The organism is Thermoanaerobaculum aquaticum, assembly GCF_000687145.1.
In the GTDB taxonomy this organism is placed as follows: Bacteria; Acidobacteriota; Thermoanaerobaculia; order Thermoanaerobaculales; family Thermoanaerobaculaceae; genus Thermoanaerobaculum; species Thermoanaerobaculum aquaticum.
The window spans coordinates 20,112-36,121 of record NZ_JMFG01000010.1 but is presented as its reverse complement, the minus strand read 5'-3'; the positions used below and the strand labels follow the sequence as shown (position 1 = coordinate 36,121).

General features: G+C 61.0%; 12 protein-coding genes. 5 read left to right on the top strand and 7 right to left on the bottom strand.

Annotated features, from left to right (window positions below):
- Window position 1: 1 nt before the first annotated feature.
- Together EG19_RS04540 and EG19_RS04535 are read right to left on the bottom strand one after the other, a co-directional pair.
- Complete coding sequence (locus EG19_RS04540) at window positions 2-412, bottom strand: cobalamin B12-binding domain-containing protein (RefSeq protein WP_038048089.1); 411 nt, start codon at window positions 410-412, stop codon at window positions 2-4.
- 339 nt (window positions 413-751) lie between these two features.
- The gene (locus EG19_RS04535) at window positions 752-1,579 is read right to left on the bottom strand and encodes an MBL fold metallo-hydrolase (protein WP_038048037.1); all 828 of its coding nucleotides are present in this window, start codon (window positions 1,577-1,579) and stop codon (window positions 752-754) included.
- Window positions 1,580-1,636: 57 nt separating this feature from the next.
- Here EG19_RS04535 and glmS point away from each other — a divergent pair, with 57 nt between their 5' ends.
- Entirely contained in the window at window positions 1,637-3,427 is a 1,791-nt protein-coding gene (glmS, locus tag EG19_RS04530; RefSeq protein WP_038048087.1) for a glutamine--fructose-6-phosphate transaminase (isomerizing), read from the top strand.
- 44 nt (window positions 3,428-3,471) lie between these two features.
- Here the strand turns inward: glmS and EG19_RS04525 are convergent, their stop codons facing one another.
- Entirely contained in the window at window positions 3,472-5,580 is a 2,109-nt protein-coding gene (locus tag EG19_RS04525) for an alpha-ketoacid dehydrogenase subunit alpha/beta (RefSeq protein ID WP_038048035.1), read from the bottom strand.
- A gap of 138 nt (window positions 5,581-5,718) precedes the next feature.
- Here EG19_RS04525 and EG19_RS04520 point away from each other — a divergent pair, with 138 nt between their 5' ends.
- Window positions 5,719-6,564 (top strand): universal stress protein, encoded by an 846-nt coding sequence (locus tag EG19_RS04520; protein WP_038048034.1) that lies wholly within the window; start codon window positions 5,719-5,721, stop codon window positions 6,562-6,564.
- A gap of 18 nt (window positions 6,565-6,582) precedes the next feature.
- On the opposite strand, the gene EG19_RS04515 is transcribed toward EG19_RS04520, so the two are convergent.
- On the bottom strand, window positions 6,583-7,098 hold the full coding sequence (locus EG19_RS04515; RefSeq protein ID WP_161685386.1) for a peroxiredoxin: 516 nt from the start codon (window positions 7,096-7,098) through the stop codon (window positions 6,583-6,585).
- Window positions 7,099-7,283: 185 nt separating this feature from the next.
- Here EG19_RS04515 and EG19_RS04510 point away from each other — a divergent pair, with 185 nt between their 5' ends.
- Window positions 7,284-8,738 (top strand): ATPase domain-containing protein, encoded by a 1,455-nt coding sequence (locus EG19_RS04510; RefSeq protein WP_038048032.1) that lies wholly within the window; start codon window positions 7,284-7,286, stop codon window positions 8,736-8,738.
- A gap of 58 nt (window positions 8,739-8,796) precedes the next feature.
- Here EG19_RS04510 and EG19_RS13620 read toward each other — a convergent pair whose 3' ends face one another.
- The gene (locus EG19_RS13620; RefSeq protein WP_161685382.1) at window positions 8,797-9,225 is read right to left on the bottom strand and encodes a hypothetical protein; all 429 of its coding nucleotides are present in this window, start codon (window positions 9,223-9,225) and stop codon (window positions 8,797-8,799) included.
- Here EG19_RS13620 and EG19_RS13615 point away from each other — a divergent pair.
- Window positions 9,109-9,882 (top strand): sensor histidine kinase, encoded by a 774-nt coding sequence (locus tag EG19_RS13615; RefSeq protein ID WP_327138680.1) that lies wholly within the window; start codon window positions 9,109-9,111, stop codon window positions 9,880-9,882. The genes EG19_RS13620 and EG19_RS13615 overlap by 117 nt on opposite strands.
- Entirely contained in the window at window positions 9,879-12,347 is a 2,469-nt protein-coding gene (locus EG19_RS04500) for a response regulator (RefSeq protein ID WP_053334890.1), read from the top strand. The genes EG19_RS13615 and EG19_RS04500 overlap by 4 nt, the downstream gene beginning before the upstream one ends.
- A gap of 97 nt (window positions 12,348-12,444) precedes the next feature.
- Here the strand turns inward: EG19_RS04500 and EG19_RS04495 are convergent, their stop codons facing one another.
- Window positions 12,445-15,132 (bottom strand): M16 family metallopeptidase, encoded by a 2,688-nt coding sequence (locus EG19_RS04495; RefSeq protein ID WP_200867116.1) that lies wholly within the window; start codon window positions 15,130-15,132, stop codon window positions 12,445-12,447.
- A 120-nt stretch (window positions 15,133-15,252) separates the two neighbouring features.
- A complete protein-coding gene (locus tag EG19_RS13610) occupies window positions 15,253-15,972 on the bottom strand; it encodes a hypothetical protein (protein WP_038048026.1) in 720 nt (239 codons plus the stop codon).
- Window positions 15,973-16,010 lie beyond the last annotated feature (38 nt).

Genomic DNA, 16,010 nt, shown 5'->3' with positions numbered 1-16,010 from the left:
TCTAGGCTTTTTGTCCTGCGCGAGCCGCCAGCGTTTCCTTGAGGTAGTCCACGATTTCGCTGGTCGTGGCACCGGGGAGAAACAGGCGATCGATCCCCGCCGCCAAAAGCGCGGGGATGTCCTCCTGGGGGATGATGCCCCCGCCAAAAACCAAAATATCGCCGGCATCGCGTTTTCTGAGCTCTTCCACCACGGCGGGAAAAAGCGTCATGTGCGCCCCGGAAAGGGACGAAAGCCCCACCGCATCCACGTCTTCCTGCACCGCCGCATCCGCCACCATGGCCGGGGTTTGGCGCAGGCCGGTGTAAATCACTTCAAACCCCGCATCCCGCAGCGCCCGGGCGATGACCTTGACACCCCGGTCGTGCCCGTCCAACCCCACCTTGGCCAGCAAAATCCGGTACGGTCGCATCAAGCGCAGTATGCCCCAGCGCAAGCCGCTCCTCAAGAGCGGGGCCAGACGAGGACCGGGATTGAGAAAAGAAATGTCGGAGCGGCGCTCCATTGCCCATGCTAAGCCGCCGCGGAGCGGCGGCCCCACATCTCACGCGGGGGGTCGCTCGCACTCCGCCCACCTTTCCGCTCGCTTACCCCCCGCAACCCCCACCGCTCGCACCGGCAAAGCCGGATGCTCGCTTGTCTTGCCCGCCCCCGCCGCCGCAGGAGCGGCGGCCCCACAAACAAGAATGTGCAACGCGCGCTGCAAATGTGGGACCCGCGCTCCTGCGCGGGTCTTTTTCTTTCAGCCCGATTAAGCCTCCTCCGCCGGGGCTGGCCGTGTGCTTTGCGATGGCAGAGAAAAAACCGCAAGCTGGCCGGGGAAAGCATTTTGCAGGCGGTCAAGCAGCGTTGGCTCGCCCAGGCCTCCCTCGGGAAGGTGCGCCAAAACCAGAACGTCGCAGGCAAGCTGCGGAGCTAACTCGATCCAGTCCAGGATATGGGCGTGGCGGGCCATCCGAGCTGCCAGGCGGCGGTTTTCCCCCGAAAGCGAACACTCCACCACCGCCACCTGGGCGTCCAGAAGCTGAGGTTTCTTAGCAAAATGCCAGGGATCCCCGTCCCCGGCAATAACCAAAAACGGCCGGGAGCTGTCTTTCTGGTAAAACGCCCAGCCCAGAGAAGGCACGCCGTGATCGGTGGCAAAGGCCCGGGCGTGGCCCCACGGGAGGCTCACTTCGGTACCATCCCAAGCTGGCAGCAGCACCTCCTCAAGAGCTGTTCGCTTGCGCACCGAGTGCATGCCGGGGAGCACAGCAAAAGCCGCAAGGAAGTCCTCCCGCAGGGGCTCGGGAACCCAAACGGCAGTTTTTTCTTCGCGGAAAAAACGGGCCCGGGTGTTGAGGTAAGCGGCTAAAGCCGAGCTGTGGTCCAGGTGGGCGTGGGTCAAGAACACCGTGGGCTGCTGCATGATGACGGGTGTGAGGCGACCCAGGTCCAAAGCAAAGCCAAGCTCCGGCACGGCCAGGGCAGTAGCTCGGGAAGCAATGGAGGTTCCCATGAGCGTGCCAAAGGGAAAGGAAAGGCGCAGCTCCGGCGGCAGGTGGTTGGGGCAAGGATCGGCAAAGCGGGGGCCTTCCATGCCCCCATTCTAGCGGGAAGCTTGTGCCTTTCCGGTACAATGCCCCTGGAGGTGGGGATGTGCGGGATTTTCGGGATTGTGTTTGAGAACGACCGGCCTTTGGGTGAGATCCTCACGGGTGCTGCCAAGAGGCTTTCCTACCGCGGGTACGACTCGGTAGGTGCTGCAGCCATTGATTCCCAGGGCCGAATTGATTTGCGCAAGGCCCCCGGCAAGGTGGAGGAGGTGGCGGAAAAGCTCAAGTTTTCGGAACTTACCGGCTCACGCGGCATCTGCCAGCTGCGCTGGGCCACCTTTGGCGCCCCTTCCTACGAAAACGCCCAGCCCCATTTGGACTCCGACGGGGATCTGGTGGGCGCCCACAACGGCAACGTGGTGAACAACGCCGAGCTGCGTCGGCAGTTTATTGCCGAAGGCATGACGGTGCGGGGCACCAACGACGGGGAATCCTGCGTGCACGCGGTGGAGCGCTACGTCAACCGCGGTTTGAGCTTGCCCGAAGCGGTCCGGGCCGCCTACCGTGATTTGGCCGGGGATTTTGCCTTTGTCATCGGCAACAACAGGGAAAACATCCTGGTGGCGGTGAAAAAAGGCTCGGGGTTGGTGGTGGGGGTGGGTCCCGACTTTACCTGCTGTTCTTCCGACCTGCCCTCGGTCTTGCCGCTCACCCGCCGGGTGATCCCCATGGAAGACGGGGAAATGGTGGTGCTGCGGCCTCACTCCGTGGAGCTTTACCGGGTGGAGGACGGCGCCCCCATTGCCCGGGAGCCCAAGGAAGTGGGCGAGGACATGGGGGTCCCGGAAAAAGGCGGCTTTCCCCACTTCATGCTCAAGGAAATCCACGAGCAGGCGGCTGCGGCCCGGGAGCTTTACCACCTTCTGGAGCATTCGGAGCACCTGCCGCAAATCGCCCAGGAAGTGGCTAAAGCCCGGAGGGTTTTCCTGGTGGGCTCCGGCTCTTCCTACCACGCTTGCCTCATCGGCTCTCACTTTTTTTCCTCGCTGGCCGGGATTCTGGCCATTCCGGTGTTGCCCCAGCAGTTCGTGGAGCAATTCGGTCCGGCTCTGGGGGCCGACGATGTGGCGGTGTACGTATCCCAGTCCGGGGAAACCAAGGACGTGCTTAACGCCCTCAACTACGCCACCGCCAAGGGAGTAAAGGCCTTGGGCCTGGTGAACGTGCTGGGCTCCACGCTCACCAGGAAGGTGGAGCGATACCTGCCGCTGGCCTGCGGGTGGGAAATTTCCGTGCCGGCCACCAAGACGTACACAAACCAGGTCATCGCCCTCATTGCCTTAGCCGCCCGCAGCGGCGGTCGTGATTTGGGGCCGCTGGCAGCCGCTTCTTCTTGGCTTGAAAAAGCGGTGCGGGAAATGGACGGCACCGCCCGCGCCCTGGCCAAGCAGCTGGCCAAGGTCCAGAAGCTCTTCATCCTGGGTTACGGCCTGGGGCACGGGGTGGCTCTGGAGGGGGCGCTGAAGATCAAAGAGGTGACCGGTATCCCCTGCGAGGGCATGTTTTCCTCGGAGTTCAAGCACGGGCCGCTGGCCATGGTGGAGCAAGGCACGCCGGTGCTTTTCACCGCCTCCCCGGCCGGCTGCCACATGCTCACCAACCACGTCACCGAGGTAACCTGCCGCGGCGGCTACGCCATCGTTATCGCTCCGGAACACGAAAACCTGCGGGCGGAAGCCAGCCTCTTCATCCCTCTGCCGGTGGGCTCGGAGGTGGAGTACGCGGTGGTGGGGGCCGTGCCGTTCCAGTTGTTTGCTTACCACCTGGCGGTGACGTTGGGCTTTGATCCGGATTACCCGCGCAACCTCTCGAAGACGTTGACGGTGGATTAGCCTGTAGGTCCCGCCGCCATTAAAGCGGGCCGAACCTCTCGCACCTAAAAGGCCAACAGGTCCTTGGCCGCGCGGTAAACGTCCTCCACCTGGGGGAGCACCACGTCCTCCAGCTCGGGGGCGTAAGGCACAAAGCTGTCCTTGGCCGCGACCCGCCGGACGGGGGCGTCCAGGTAAGCAAAGAGCTCGTCGGCAATGCGGGCGGCAATTTCCGCTCCGTAGCCGAAGGACAGGCAATCCTCGTGCACCACCAGGGCGCGGTTGGTCTTCTTCACCGAACGGGCAATGGCCTCCCAGTCGTAGGGAGCCAGGGACCGCAGGTCCAGGATTTCCACCTCAACCCCCTCTTCGGCCAACAGCTTGGCTGCTGCCAGGCTGCGCACAACGGTTGCGCCGTAGGTGATGATGGTGAGGTCCTCCCCTTCCCGCACCGCTGCCGCCTTGCCAAAGGGGATCATGAAATCGGGGCCCGGGTACGGGGCTTTGTTGTGGGTTTGGCGGTAGAGGTGCTTGTGCTCCAGGAAGATCACCGGGTCATCGCAACGCAGGGCGGTGCGCAGGAGGCCGTTGGCATCCAAAGCGTTGGAGGGCATCACCACCCGCAAACCGGGGATGTGGGTGAAAAGCACCTCCCCCGATTGGGAATGGTACGGTCCGCCGCCCTTCAGGTAGCCGCCAATGGGGACGCGCACCACCACCGGCGCCGACCAATCGCCTCCGGAACGCCAGCGCATGGTGGCCAGCTCGTTGCGGAGCTGCATGTACGCCGGCCAGATGTAGTCGAAGAACTGAATTTCCGCCACCGGCTTCAAGCCGCGCATGGCCATGCCAATGGCCCGGCCAATGATGTTGGCCTCAGCCAGCGGGGTGTTAAACACCCGCCGGGAGCCGTAAAGCCGCTGCAAACCGTAGGTCACCTTAAAGACGCCGCCCTTGCCCTTAACCTCGCTCAGCACCTCATCGCGGGAGGCATCGGCCACGTCCTCGCCAAAAACCACGATGCGCTCGTTTCTGGCCATTTCGTCCCGCAAGCAGGCGTTGAGCAGGTCCACCATGGTCTTGGGGGCGTAGTCCTCAAACTTGGGTTCGGTGGCAAAAGCCTCGCTGGTGGGGTCCACCTCGGGCGAGTAAATCCACAGCGGCCAGGACTCCGGCGGCGGCTGCTTTTCGGCCAGAGCCGCTTCGGCGGCGGCGTTGACCTCGCGGTTGACCTCCTCCTCCAGTTGCGAAAGCTCCTCGGCGCTCACCCCGTAGGCTTCCTGCAACAGCTTGGCGGTGCGGCGCAGGGGGTCTTTTTGCGCTTCCTGCTCCCGCTCCCACTCCGGCCGGTAGAGGCGCTCATCGTCGGAAAGGGAATGGGAGTAGGGCCGCACCACGTGGGCATGTACCAGCACCGGCCCCTCCCCCGAGCGCACCCGGGCCACGGCTTCCGCCAGGGTGGCGTAAGAGGCAAGGAAATCACAGCCGTCCACCTCGTACACACCCAGGTTGGGGAAGCTTCGAACCAACTTAGAGATGGAGCCACCGGCGGTTTGCACGTCCACGGTCACGGAAATGGCGTAGCCGTTGTCCTGAATGAGGTATAGAAGCGGCAGCTTCTTGTTGCAGGCGGTGTTCAAAGACTCCCAGAACTCCCCTTCAGAAGTGGTGCCATCCCCCAGGGAGACGTACACCACCTCGTCTTCCGCCACCTCGGCGCAGCGGATGCCCTGCTCCAAAGCCAGAAAGTAACGCCCGGCTTCGGCAAAACCCACGGCCTGCAAGCACTGGGTGCCGGTGGGCGAAGAGGAGGAAGCCACGTGCAGGGCCCGCATCCCCCAGTGGGAAGGCATTTGCCGGCCTTTGGAGTCCGGCCCGCTTTCGGCGCCGATGCTGCCCAAAAACATCTGGTACGGGGTCATGCCCAGCGTGAGCATCAACGCGCGGTCGCGGTAGTAAGGGAAAAACCAGTCCTTCCTGGGCGAAAGGTGCAGGCCGGCGGCTACCTGCACCGCCTCGTGGCCGGCACCGGAAATTTGAAAGAACACCAGGTTATGCTGCTTGAGCTGGATTTCCTTGTCATCCACCCGCCGCGAGGTGAGCATCAGGCGGTAGGCGGAAAGCACTTCCTCCCGGGTCAACAAGCTTGCCAAAGTGGTCAATTCTTGCGCCATCCCCCCCTCCCCACGAAAATGCATCCGAGACGCATTCTACCGCAGCTTGCCGAATAGGAAGTCCGGACGCACATTAGAGGTGAGCGGCATGGCACTTTGACAGGTTGGAGACTCAGGGCGAAAGCCCGGGAGGTGCCTATGATCAAGCATATTGTGGTTGGCCTCGACGGCTCCACCTGTGGAGCCGCTGCCGAGCAACTGGCCATCCAGTTGGCGGCCAAGCTGGGGGCCTGCGCACGCGGTGTCCACATTCTTGATGCGGCGTTCCTCCAGGGTGCTTTCGTCAGTGACATTTCCGGCGCCATGGGGTTTGAGCCTTTTCTCCGCTTGCAAGCGCAGGTGGAGCAATCGCTGCAAGAGCTCGGCAACTTGCTGAAGGACCGGTTCACGAATTTTTGCGAGCAAGCCGGAGTCAAACACCGCTTCGTGTTGCTCCACGGGGGCGTGGTGGAGAAGCTCTGTGAGGAAGCGCAAACCGCCGATCTCCTGGTGCTCGGGCAGAAAGGCGTGGGTGCCCCCCAGCACCCGCAGTTCCTCGGACCCAACACCGGCCGCTTGCTCCGCCGCTGCCCGGTGCCGGTGCTCATCGTTCCCGAACATGGAAGCCTCCCGCAGAAGCCGCTGGCTGCTTTTGACGGCAGCCCCAAGGCCTTCCGCGCCTTGCACCTGGCCGGGGAAATCTGCGGTGCGCTGGCCGTGCCACTCAAGGTCGTGACCCTGGGAACCGACGAAGCCGCTGCTTCCTCCCTGCTGGAGCGGGCGGCCAGCTTCCTGGAGCCCTTTGCGGTGAAAGCCAGCTTTTCCTGGGAGCGAGGGGAAGCGGTGGAACAGGTGCTCCTTTCCATGCTGGACCCCGCCGAGCACGACTTTCTCTTCATGGGCGCCCACGGCCACAGCCGCGTCATCGAAACGGTTTTGGGTTCCACCACCGAGTACGTCACCCGACGCTCTCCGGTGCCGGTGCTTTGCGCCACCAGAGCTTAGGATCCAGGTTTTTACGAGCTACTTGAGGCTCTGAAGGTCTTTCAGGACCTCTTGCGCGTGGGTGGCGGGGTCCACCTTCGGGTACACCTTAAGAACCCGGCCGTCCCCACCCACCAGGAAGGACACCCGCTTGGGATAAGAAGCCTCCGGCGAATCCGCCGCCCCTACCTGCACCGCCAGCTGGCGGCTCGAATCCGAAAGCAGGCGGAAGGGAAAGCGCTGCTCGGCAGCAAAGCGGGCGTTGTCGGCAGGGGTATCGAAGGAAACCCCAAGGATCTCCACCCCCAGCTTGCGAAACTCCGCGTAGTGATCCCTCAGCTCACAGCCTTCCCGGGTGCAACCGGAGGTCATGGCCTTGGGGTAAAACCACAGCAAGTAGGTCTTCCCTGCCAGGTCCTTGGAGCTGACCTTTTGCCCCTGCTGGTCCACCAGCTCCCACTGGGGAAACGGGCTGCCTTCCGTCAAAGGACCGGCTGCCCCCGCCCCAAAAGCAAACAACACCAAAAACACAACCGAAAACACTTCCCACGACATACGAAACCCTCCCCGAGGCAAGAACAACCCCGCACCCAAGCTCATTCCCCTGAGTTTAGCGCCGCTTGACAAACGGTCACTGTGGGGCAATATTGGGTAATGATGATACATGAGGAAGTAACCAACGATCGGTCTCCTTGCCTTCCTCAGTTCCTCAATGAAAGCCGCTAGGGTGGGAAACAACCATGAATAAAGACGAGAAGTTACGCCGCTTGTCCACCGGAATTCCCGGGTTGGACGAGATTCTGGGTGGTGGCATGCTCAAAGAGCGCGCCTATTTGGTGCGAGGGGGGCCGGGGACCGGGAAAACCACCTTCTGCGCTCACTTTGCCAAGGCGGGGATCGATCGGGGAGAATCCGTGGCTTGGGTGACTCTCTCCGAGCCCCCTGGTCGGGTAAAGGAGAGCACCTCGGCAATTGGGCTCGACCTTTCAAAAGTGACTTTCTTAGACCTAACGCCGGGACCTGCCTTCTTCCGAGACCAAAAGAGCTACGACATCTTTCCACCGGAAGAAGTGGAGTCAGCGCCCCTCGCAGCAAAGATCCGCGACGTTGTTGAAAAGACAAAACCCACTAGAATCGTGGTTGATTCGGTGAGCCAACTCCAGTTCTTGTCATCGACCCCGCAAAATTTCCACAAACAGCTCCTGTCGCTGCTCGCGTACCTCACGTCAAACCATGCCACGGTTTTACTGACTTCTGAAGCAAGCCCCCAGGCTCCAGACGACGAGGTGCAGTTTTTGGTGGACGGCGTGGTAGAGCTCGAAGTTTCCGCGAACGACCGGCACCTCCGGGTGAAGAAATGGCGTGGTTCCGAACACAGCGCCGGTTGGCATTCCTACCAGATCACGCGCACGGGTCTTCAGGTTTTTCCCCGGCTGGATCCTCAGCGCGAACCCAGGGAGTTCCCGCTAGAGCTCATTTCTTCGGGTATCCCGGCGTTGGATGAGCTGCTGCAAGGGGGAATTTCGCGGGGTACGATCACGCTGATTTCCGGCCCGTCAGGCGTTGGCAAAACCACCCTGGGTTTGCAATTTATGAAAGAAGCCGCCAGCCGCGGCGAGCGGTCGGTGGTTTTTCATTTTGAAGAAGCCAGGCGCACCATCATTGGCCGGGGTGAGCGGGTCAACATCCCCATTTCCCAAATGCTGGAGCAAGGTTCACTTGAGCTAAAGCGCATCGAGCCGCTGCAGTTCAGTGCAGATCAGTTCGCTCATATGGTTCGAGAGGAGGTGGAACAACGCGGCACGAAAATGGTGATGATTGATTCCGTTGCGGGTTATCGGCTCTCGCTGCGCGGTAACGACTTGGGCGCATCCCTCCACGCCTTAACCCAGTATCTCGGGAATAAAGGAGTCACCACTCTTGTTTGCGCCGAAGTGGAAAAAATTACTGGGGACTTCCAAATCACCGAAGTGGGCATAAGCTACTTGGCCGACAACATTATCTTCATGCGCTACTTTGAAGCGGGCGGTCAGTTGCGCAAGGCTATTGGTGTATTGAAAAAGCGGCTTTCCGACTTTGAGAAATCGGTGCGTGAAATTGAAATTACCCGCTACGGCATTAAGGTGGGCCAGCCACTCACCAGCTTCAGCGGAATCTTGACCGGTACTCCTGAATTTCGAGGTTCGAGCAGCTGACGAGATCTTTCAAGCCATGTCTGCCCCCTTCGACCCAAGGGCTGAAATCACGCCCGGTTCACCAGCGCAGGAGCAGGCGAGCCTGCTGCTCTGCCTTCAAGAGGATGAAAATGCCCGGCTTCTGGGCGATTTTTTGCGCCAACACCTTGTCGTACACCACGCCTCGACCCCAGCCGACGTGGACGGTCCCTGGGACCTGTTGATCTTCGATCTTTCCTGGTTTTCCAGCTTGGGAGAAGACAACGCCCGCAAAAGAAAACTCCTTGAAGAACCGCTGCTCCTCCCCTACGTTCTTTTGGTTAGACAGGACCAATACGCCCAGCTTACAACCCGGGTTTGGAGCGTTTTCGACGAGGTCCTGCTGATACCCATGCACAGGGCGGAGCTCCTGACCAGGATTTTCCGCTGGGTTAAGATCCGCCGGCTCACGCAACGCTTGGAAGCCCAACGGGCGGACATGGAAATCTTTTCCCAAGCCATTGCCCACGAAATGCGGGCCCCTCTCCGCGCCATTTCGGGATTTGCCTCCATGCTGGTGGAGTCTCTGGATGGAGGGATTACCCCAGATTTCAAGAAAGACCTGAATACGATTGAAGATCTCTGTTCCCACGCCAACCACCTGGCTTCCCACCTCCTGGAGCTGGCGCAACTGGGAGAAGGGGGCGTACACCTGGAAGTATGGCCAGCTCGCCTTTTGGCTGAAGGCGCGGTCAAGGACTGTGAAGAGCAGATCGCCCGAACAAAGGCGCGGGTGGATGTTTGCGGCGAGGCGCCGGACGTTTTGGCCGACGCCGTGCTGGTAAATGTGGTTTTGACCAACTTTTTGCGCAACGCCTTGAAGTTCCAAAAACCCAGGGGCACTCCGGTTGTTTCCCTGCGCGTTGAAGCCCTGGGGCGGTGGTGCCGTTTTTCCGTGGAAGATAATGGCATCGGGATTCCTTCACAAGATTTGAGTAAGCTTTTCCAGCCGTTTTCCCGCTTGCATCGCAGCGATGTTTATCCCGGTTTCGGTCTGGGGCTAGCCACGGCGGCTAAAGCGGCGCAGTTAACCAGCGGGCGGGTGGGTGCCTCCTCAATCGCCGGCAAGGGAAGCATATTTAGGCTGGAAGTGCCTTGTGTGGACGCAACCGAGGATTCACCATGAGAATAATCCTGGTAGACGACAACCCGTTTGACCGTGAGCTCGTGACCCGCATGCTGCAACGGACGTTTTCAGAGGCAGACTTGTGGTCCTGTGGCTCCCTTGAGGAATTTCGCGCAGCGCTCGATAAGGGTGAACCCGATGTGGTGGTAACTGATTTTAGGCTGCAAGACACCGACGGGCTGCAAATACTTGCCGCGACCAAAGAGCGTTTTCCCCACTGTCCGGTGGTAATGTTCACCGATTCAGGGAGCGAAGAGCTGGTGGTCAAGGCCATGCGGGCGGGTCTTAGCGACTACATTCTCAAACGCCATCTTCGTACCTTGCCTCAGGTTGTTATGCGCTGTTTGGAAGAAGCTCAAGTCCGGAAAGAGCGAGATCAAGCGGTAACAGAACTCGAAGAATCAGAGCGAAGGTTTCGGGCTATTGCCAATTTGGTAAGCGACTACGCGTTTGGCTTCCTCTTTGATGAGCAAAACCTACCGAGGGTCACGTGGATTTCGCCGTCTTTTTCCCGCCGCTTGGGCTACACCCTTGAGGACTTTCGCGAACGAAACCTCCCGCTGTTGGCTATCGCCCACCCTGACGACTCACCGCTTTTGCAACAAGCCATGGAAAAGGTACGCAAGGGTGAAAGCGCCACGTTTATTCACAGGGTGCTCACCAAGACCCAGGAAGTGCGGTGGGTTCGACATTTTTGCAGCCCCCGCTTCGACAAAGACGGCCAACGCGTCATTGGTGGCGACGGCGCCGCCCAGGACATAACCGAACAAAAGGCTGCCGAAGATGCGCTGCGAGCGCGGATGGCGCAATTAGCGCTCCTCAACCAGGTGGCCCAGGCGGTTCTGGAACGCCACGACCTGGCTTCCATGTTTCACGCGGTGCTCAGCCAAATTGAGCAACACCTCCCCGTGGATCTGGCCTGGATTGGCAAAGTAGAGGCTGAGAAAGTGCAAACCCTTTGCATTACCCAACGGGGGGTCGAGGCCCTGGCCGGGTGCCTAGAAGAGAACGCCCGTCTGGCTTTGCAACCCAGGACTCTGGAGCTCTTGGCTGCGGGGCAGACTGTCACGATCAATGAAACGGAAACCCTCACCCGGGAATTGTGCCTCGATAGCACCGCCCACACTTGCAGCTCGCTGGTGATGGCGCCGATGGTCTTGCAGGAAAAGCTAGAGGGAGTGCTTTTTGCTGGACGCAAGAAGCCGCACGCGTTCCTAGCCGAAGAAGCTTCCTTTTTGAGGAGCGTGGCCGAACACCTGGCGTTGGCCTGGCGGCACGCCAAGCTTTTTGAAAGCCTGGAGATGGCCTACCGCGATTTGCAGCAAACGCAAGCAGCCATGATGCAACAAGGGCGGCTTCGGGCCTTAGGACAAATGGCTTCGGGCATCGCTCACGACATTAACAACGCGCTTTCCCCGGTGTCCCTTTACGCCAGCGTAATGCTGCGCGATCCCACCCTTCCCGAAAAGCACCGTCGCGCCGCCGAGGTTATCTTGAAAGCCGTGGAATCGGCCAGCGAAACGCTGCGCCGCCTGAAGAGCTTTTACCGCACGGCCCCGGCCACCTCCAACCTCGAGCCGCTGGACGTTGCCAATTTGGTAACCCAGGTGGTGGAGCTCACCAAGCCCAAATGGAGCGCCCTGCCTCAGCAACAGGGGGTGGTCATCGATGTGGTCACCGAAGTGGAACCCAATCTACCGCCTTTCCCCGCCGTGGAAAACGAGCTGCGGGACGCACTCACCAACTTGATCCTCAACGCCGTGGATGCTTTGCCCCAAGGGGGAACCATCACCATACGTGCCTTTACCCATGGAGCCCCAAAAGCCGGCGGCTATTTGATCCTAGAGGTGAAGGACAACGGCGTAGGCATGGGTGAGGAAACACGCCTGCACGCGTTGGAGCCGTTCTTTACCACCAAGGAGAGCGGCACCGGCATGGGCTTGGCCACCGTTTACGGCGTGGTGCAACGGCACGATGGCACCGTGGAGATTGAAAGCGAACCGGGAAAAGGCACCACCGTTCGACTGGTGCTTCCCTGGCGAGAGGTTGGGCCAGATAAAGCCGCGAGCGTAGCGCCTGTCACCTTGCCCCCGCTGCGCGTTCTCTTTGTGGATGATGAGCTGCTCATCCGTGAGAGCTTGCGCCACGCGCTGGAACAGGAAGGCCATACCCTCATCGCCTGCGAATCCGGCGAAAAAGCCCTGGAGGTTTTCCGGGATTCGCTGCATAAGGATCAAAAGTTTGACGTGGTCATCACCGATTTGGGTATGCCGGGGATGAGCGGACGCCAGCTCGCTGCGGTTCTCAAAGAGATTTCACCAACGACCCCGATTATCCTGCTGAGCGGTTGGGGAATGATGCTTCAGGCGGACACAGAACCCTACGTGGACGCGGTGCTCAGCAAGCCCCCCAACCTCAACGTGCTTAAGGCCACCATAGCGCGCTTGCTGAAGCTTGAAAACTAGCAGCTCGCGGCAGGTCAAGGAATTTCTCCAAAAGAACTGCCAAACAAAAAGGGGGTAGCCGGTGGCCACCCCCGGGCTGAATTCCTCTGCTTTTTTGCTATTGAACCGGCCTGCCGTCGCTGTCCAGGAACTTCACCGGACCCAGGTTGAGCTCGCGAATGCCGGCTTCGATCTTGCTGCGGTCCCCCACCACCACGTAAACCATGCGGGCAGGTTGAATGACCTCCGAAGCCACCCGCTGAGCCACCGGCAGCTCCACCGCGCGGATGCGCTGGGCGTAGGTCTTGTAGTAATCCAAAGGCAAGCCGAACTGCACCACCTCAAAAAGCGAGCGCAGAACTGCCTCGTTGGTTTCCCACCGGCCCGGCAGGGTGAGCGTCAGGTTGCCTTTGGCCTTGGCAAGCTCCTCGGCAGCAATGGGCTTGGCGCCCACGATGTGCTCAAACTCCTTGACGGTTTCCAAAAGCGCTTCTTTGGTTTTGTCCCCCTGCACCGGCGCCATGGCAAAAAACGGCCGCTGCCCGCGAGCGTCGGGGAACACCACCCGCGCCCCGTAGGACCAGTGCTTGTCTTCCCGCAAGTTCATGTTGAGCCGGGAGGTAAAGGAGCCGCCCAGAACCTCATGGACCAGCTTCAGCGCTTCCTCCCACGGGTCGTTCTTGGGGGGAGCCAGAAGCCCCGCCAGGATCACCGATTGCTGAGAGCCCGGCCGATCCAGGATGTACACCTCCCGGGCCTGCGGACCACCAGCCGCTTGCAACGTCTTAGCCCGGACCTCCCCCGGCTTCCAGCCACCAAACAGCTTCTCCAGGTGAGCTTTAAGCTCGGCAAGGCTCACGTCCCCCACCACCACCAGCGTGGCGTTGTTGGGTTTGAAGTAGCTCTGGTGGAAGCGAACCAAATCCTCCCGGGTCAGCTTGGCCACTGTGGCTTCGGTGCCGGAGCCGGTAAAGGGCACCGCGTACGGGTGGCCTTCCCCGTACAAAAGCGCGGGCAGCACCCGCAAGCCCATGGCCACCGGCGTCACCTTTTCCCGGGCGATGGCCGCCAGCTGCTGCTTCTTCAGCCGCTGGAAGTCCTGTTCGGGGAAGGTGGGGTTGAGGACCACGTCGGCAAACAGAGCGAGCGAGTCGGCAAGCTTTTCGGTCAATGCCGAAAGGCTCACGTAGGAGCTGTCCAGCGTGGAGCCAGTGGCCAGCTCCGCCCCCAGCTTTTGCAGCTCATCGGAAATTTGCAGGGCGGTGCGGGTCTTGGTGCCCTCGTCCAGCATGGCCATGGCCAGGCTGGCCCGCCCCAGGGTCTCGGGGGTATCGGAAGCAAACCCCGCATCAAAAACCAGCTCCATTTCCACCAGCGGCACCGCCCGCCGTTCGGCCAATACCACCTTCAAGCCGTTGGCCAGGGTGGCCGTTTGCAGCTCGGGGAAGGCCGGTTCAGGCAGCTCCCCCACCGCCGGCAAAGCCGAACGATCCACGCCCTGGCCTTTGGCTTCCAGCTTGGGGAACGGGTGAACCTCCAGGACAAAAAGCCCATCGGAAAGCCATTTTTGGGCGACCTTTTGCAGGGAGCCTGGGGATGCCTGCTGCACCGTGGCCCACTGCTTCTTGTACGCCCCGGGGTCCTTGTAAAACACCTCACCCGTGGCCAGCACGTCGGATTTGCCGCCAAAGCCGCCGATGCGCTCGATGCCACGCAGGAAATCCGCCCGCCAGGTGAGCTTGGCGCGCTCCACCTCGTCAGGCGTAGGCCCCTGCGCCAAAAGCTTTTGCAGCTCTTCGCGGATTTCCTTTTCCACCGTGGCCAAATCGCCCCCAGGCTTAGCGGTGGCGACAATCATGAACTGGCTGCCCAGCTCCTTGCCCCAGACGTAAGCGCTTACATCGGTGGCAATTTGCTCGTCGTAAACCAGCCGCTTGTAGAGCCTCGAGGTTTTGCCGTTGGTAAGAACGGAAGCCACCAGGTCCAAAAGGTCGGCTTCGGGATCGGTGAGAGGGGGCACGTTCCACACCATGTACACCCGCGCCTGCGGCACCCGATCCTGGGCCCAGGCCCGCCGTTCGCCGGTCATCTTGGCAATCCACGCGGTTTGCTTGGCAATGGGCGGTCCCGGCGGAATGTCCCCAAAGTACTTTTCCACTTTGGCCTTGACCTCCTGGGGGTTCACGTCCCCGGCCACCACCAACACCGCGTTGTTGGGGCCGTAGTAGGTCTTAAACCAGTTGTGCACGTCCTCCAGGGAAGCGGCGTTGAGGTCCTCCATGGAGCCAATGGTGGTCCAGGAGTAGGGGTGGCCAGCGGGGTAGGTGTACTCCGCCAGGAGCTGGCGCACCAGGCCGTAGGGTTGGTTTTCCCCTTGCCTCTTTTCGTTTTGCACTACGCCGCGCTGCTCGTCCAGCTTGGCCTGGTCAATGGCACCCAGGAGGTGCCCCATGCGGTCGGACTCCAAGAACAGCACGTAGTCCAGAGCGGAAGAGGGCACGTTTTGGAAGTAGTTGGTGCGGTCCGTGTTGGTAGTGCCGTTGAGGTCTGTGGCTCCCACCTTTTCCAAAGCCTTGAAGTAGTCGTCGTTGAAGTGCTCGGAGCCGTTGAACATCAAGTGCTCGAAGAGGTGGGCAAAGCCTGTCTTTCCGGGCTTTTCGTTTTTTGAACCCACGTGGTACCAAACGTTCACCGCCACGATGGGGGCTTTGTGGTCCTCGTGGATGATGAGCGTAAGCCCGTTAGGAAGCACGTGCTTTTCAAAGGGAATTTCCGGAACTGTCTGGGCAAAAGCCGTGGTGCTCATCAACACAAGCCCTCCCAGCAAAACACGCCAAGGCATTGTTCGCTCCTTTCCGGGCCGACCGGAAACGGCTTTTCCTCGCCGGTCCGCCCATTTGCCTTCCCTTTTACGTGACGAAAGCGCTTAAAGTTCACCATGGCCGGGATAGCGTACCACCTGGCCGCGGATGACCTCTCCGGGCTCGAGAGGTCGAAGGAGGTGACGAAAAGCAAGCCAGCGTCCGTCCAGGGTTTGCTCCACCCGCGCCACCACGTAAAGCTCCCCGTTGAGGTCCACCACCCGCCCGGGCTCCCAGGGGTAGCGGCGACGGCTGAGCACCTCCACGCGCCCATCCACCAGCGTTTTGAGCGTGTCCGGACGCTCCGGGCCCAAGCGCTTTTCCAGGTCCGCCTGGGACTTTTTTGCCCGCAGCCTGGAGGCTACCCGCACCAGCAGCACCACCGGACCCACCCCCGGCATGGTGCCGTGGTAAACGGCTTCCAAGGCCCGCAGCGCACCCTCCACCATGGCGTAAAGGCAAAGCCAGGCAAAGGGGGTCAAGAGGAAGCTCAGGTAGCCTATAAGCCCCGGGGCCGCCAGGTAGCGCGCGCCACTGCCCGGAACCACCGGCGGGGCGGTGAAGTAAAGCCACCCAGGCCCCACGAGGAAGCCCTGGACGTAACGCATAAAGCCCCAGAAGATCAGCAGGGCTCCAGCCGCGGTTTCCAGAATGCCGGAAACCACGTGCCAGCCCGGCGTGGCGTAGGCCTGATACGGGGGCCGCCTCTTCACGTCAGCGGGCAAAAGGGAAACGAGAAGCGACAGAAACCCGTCCAGGCCCAAAGGCAACGTCGCCAGCTTCACGAGGTCCACCTCCAGCGCTTCGCTATGGTTCCCCCACC

Coding starts and splice junctions, on each gene's coding strand:
- EG19_RS04540 (WP_038048089.1), bottom strand. CDS start 412: ATGCGACCGTACCGGATTTTGCTGGCCAAGGTGGGGTTGGACGGGCAC.
- EG19_RS04535 (WP_038048037.1), bottom strand. CDS start 1,579: ATGGAAGGCCCCCGCTTTGCCGATCCTTGCCCCAACCACCTGCCGCCG.
- glmS (WP_038048087.1), top strand. CDS start 1,637: ATGTGCGGGATTTTCGGGATTGTGTTTGAGAACGACCGGCCTTTGGGT.
- EG19_RS04525 (WP_038048035.1), bottom strand. CDS start 5,580: ATGGCGCAAGAATTGACCACTTTGGCAAGCTTGTTGACCCGGGAGGAA.
- EG19_RS04520 (WP_038048034.1), top strand. CDS start 5,719: ATGATCAAGCATATTGTGGTTGGCCTCGACGGCTCCACCTGTGGAGCC.
- EG19_RS04515 (WP_161685386.1), bottom strand. CDS start 7,098: ATGTCGTGGGAAGTGTTTTCGGTTGTGTTTTTGGTGTTGTTTGCTTTT.
- EG19_RS04510 (WP_038048032.1), top strand. CDS start 7,284: ATGAATAAAGACGAGAAGTTACGCCGCTTGTCCACCGGAATTCCCGGG.
- EG19_RS13615 (WP_327138680.1), top strand. CDS start 9,109: ATGCACAGGGCGGAGCTCCTGACCAGGATTTTCCGCTGGGTTAAGATC.
- EG19_RS04500 (WP_053334890.1), top strand. CDS start 9,879: ATGAGAATAATCCTGGTAGACGACAACCCGTTTGACCGTGAGCTCGTG.
- EG19_RS04495 (WP_200867116.1), bottom strand. CDS start 15,132: ATGAGCACCACGGCTTTTGCCCAGACAGTTCCGGAAATTCCCTTTGAA.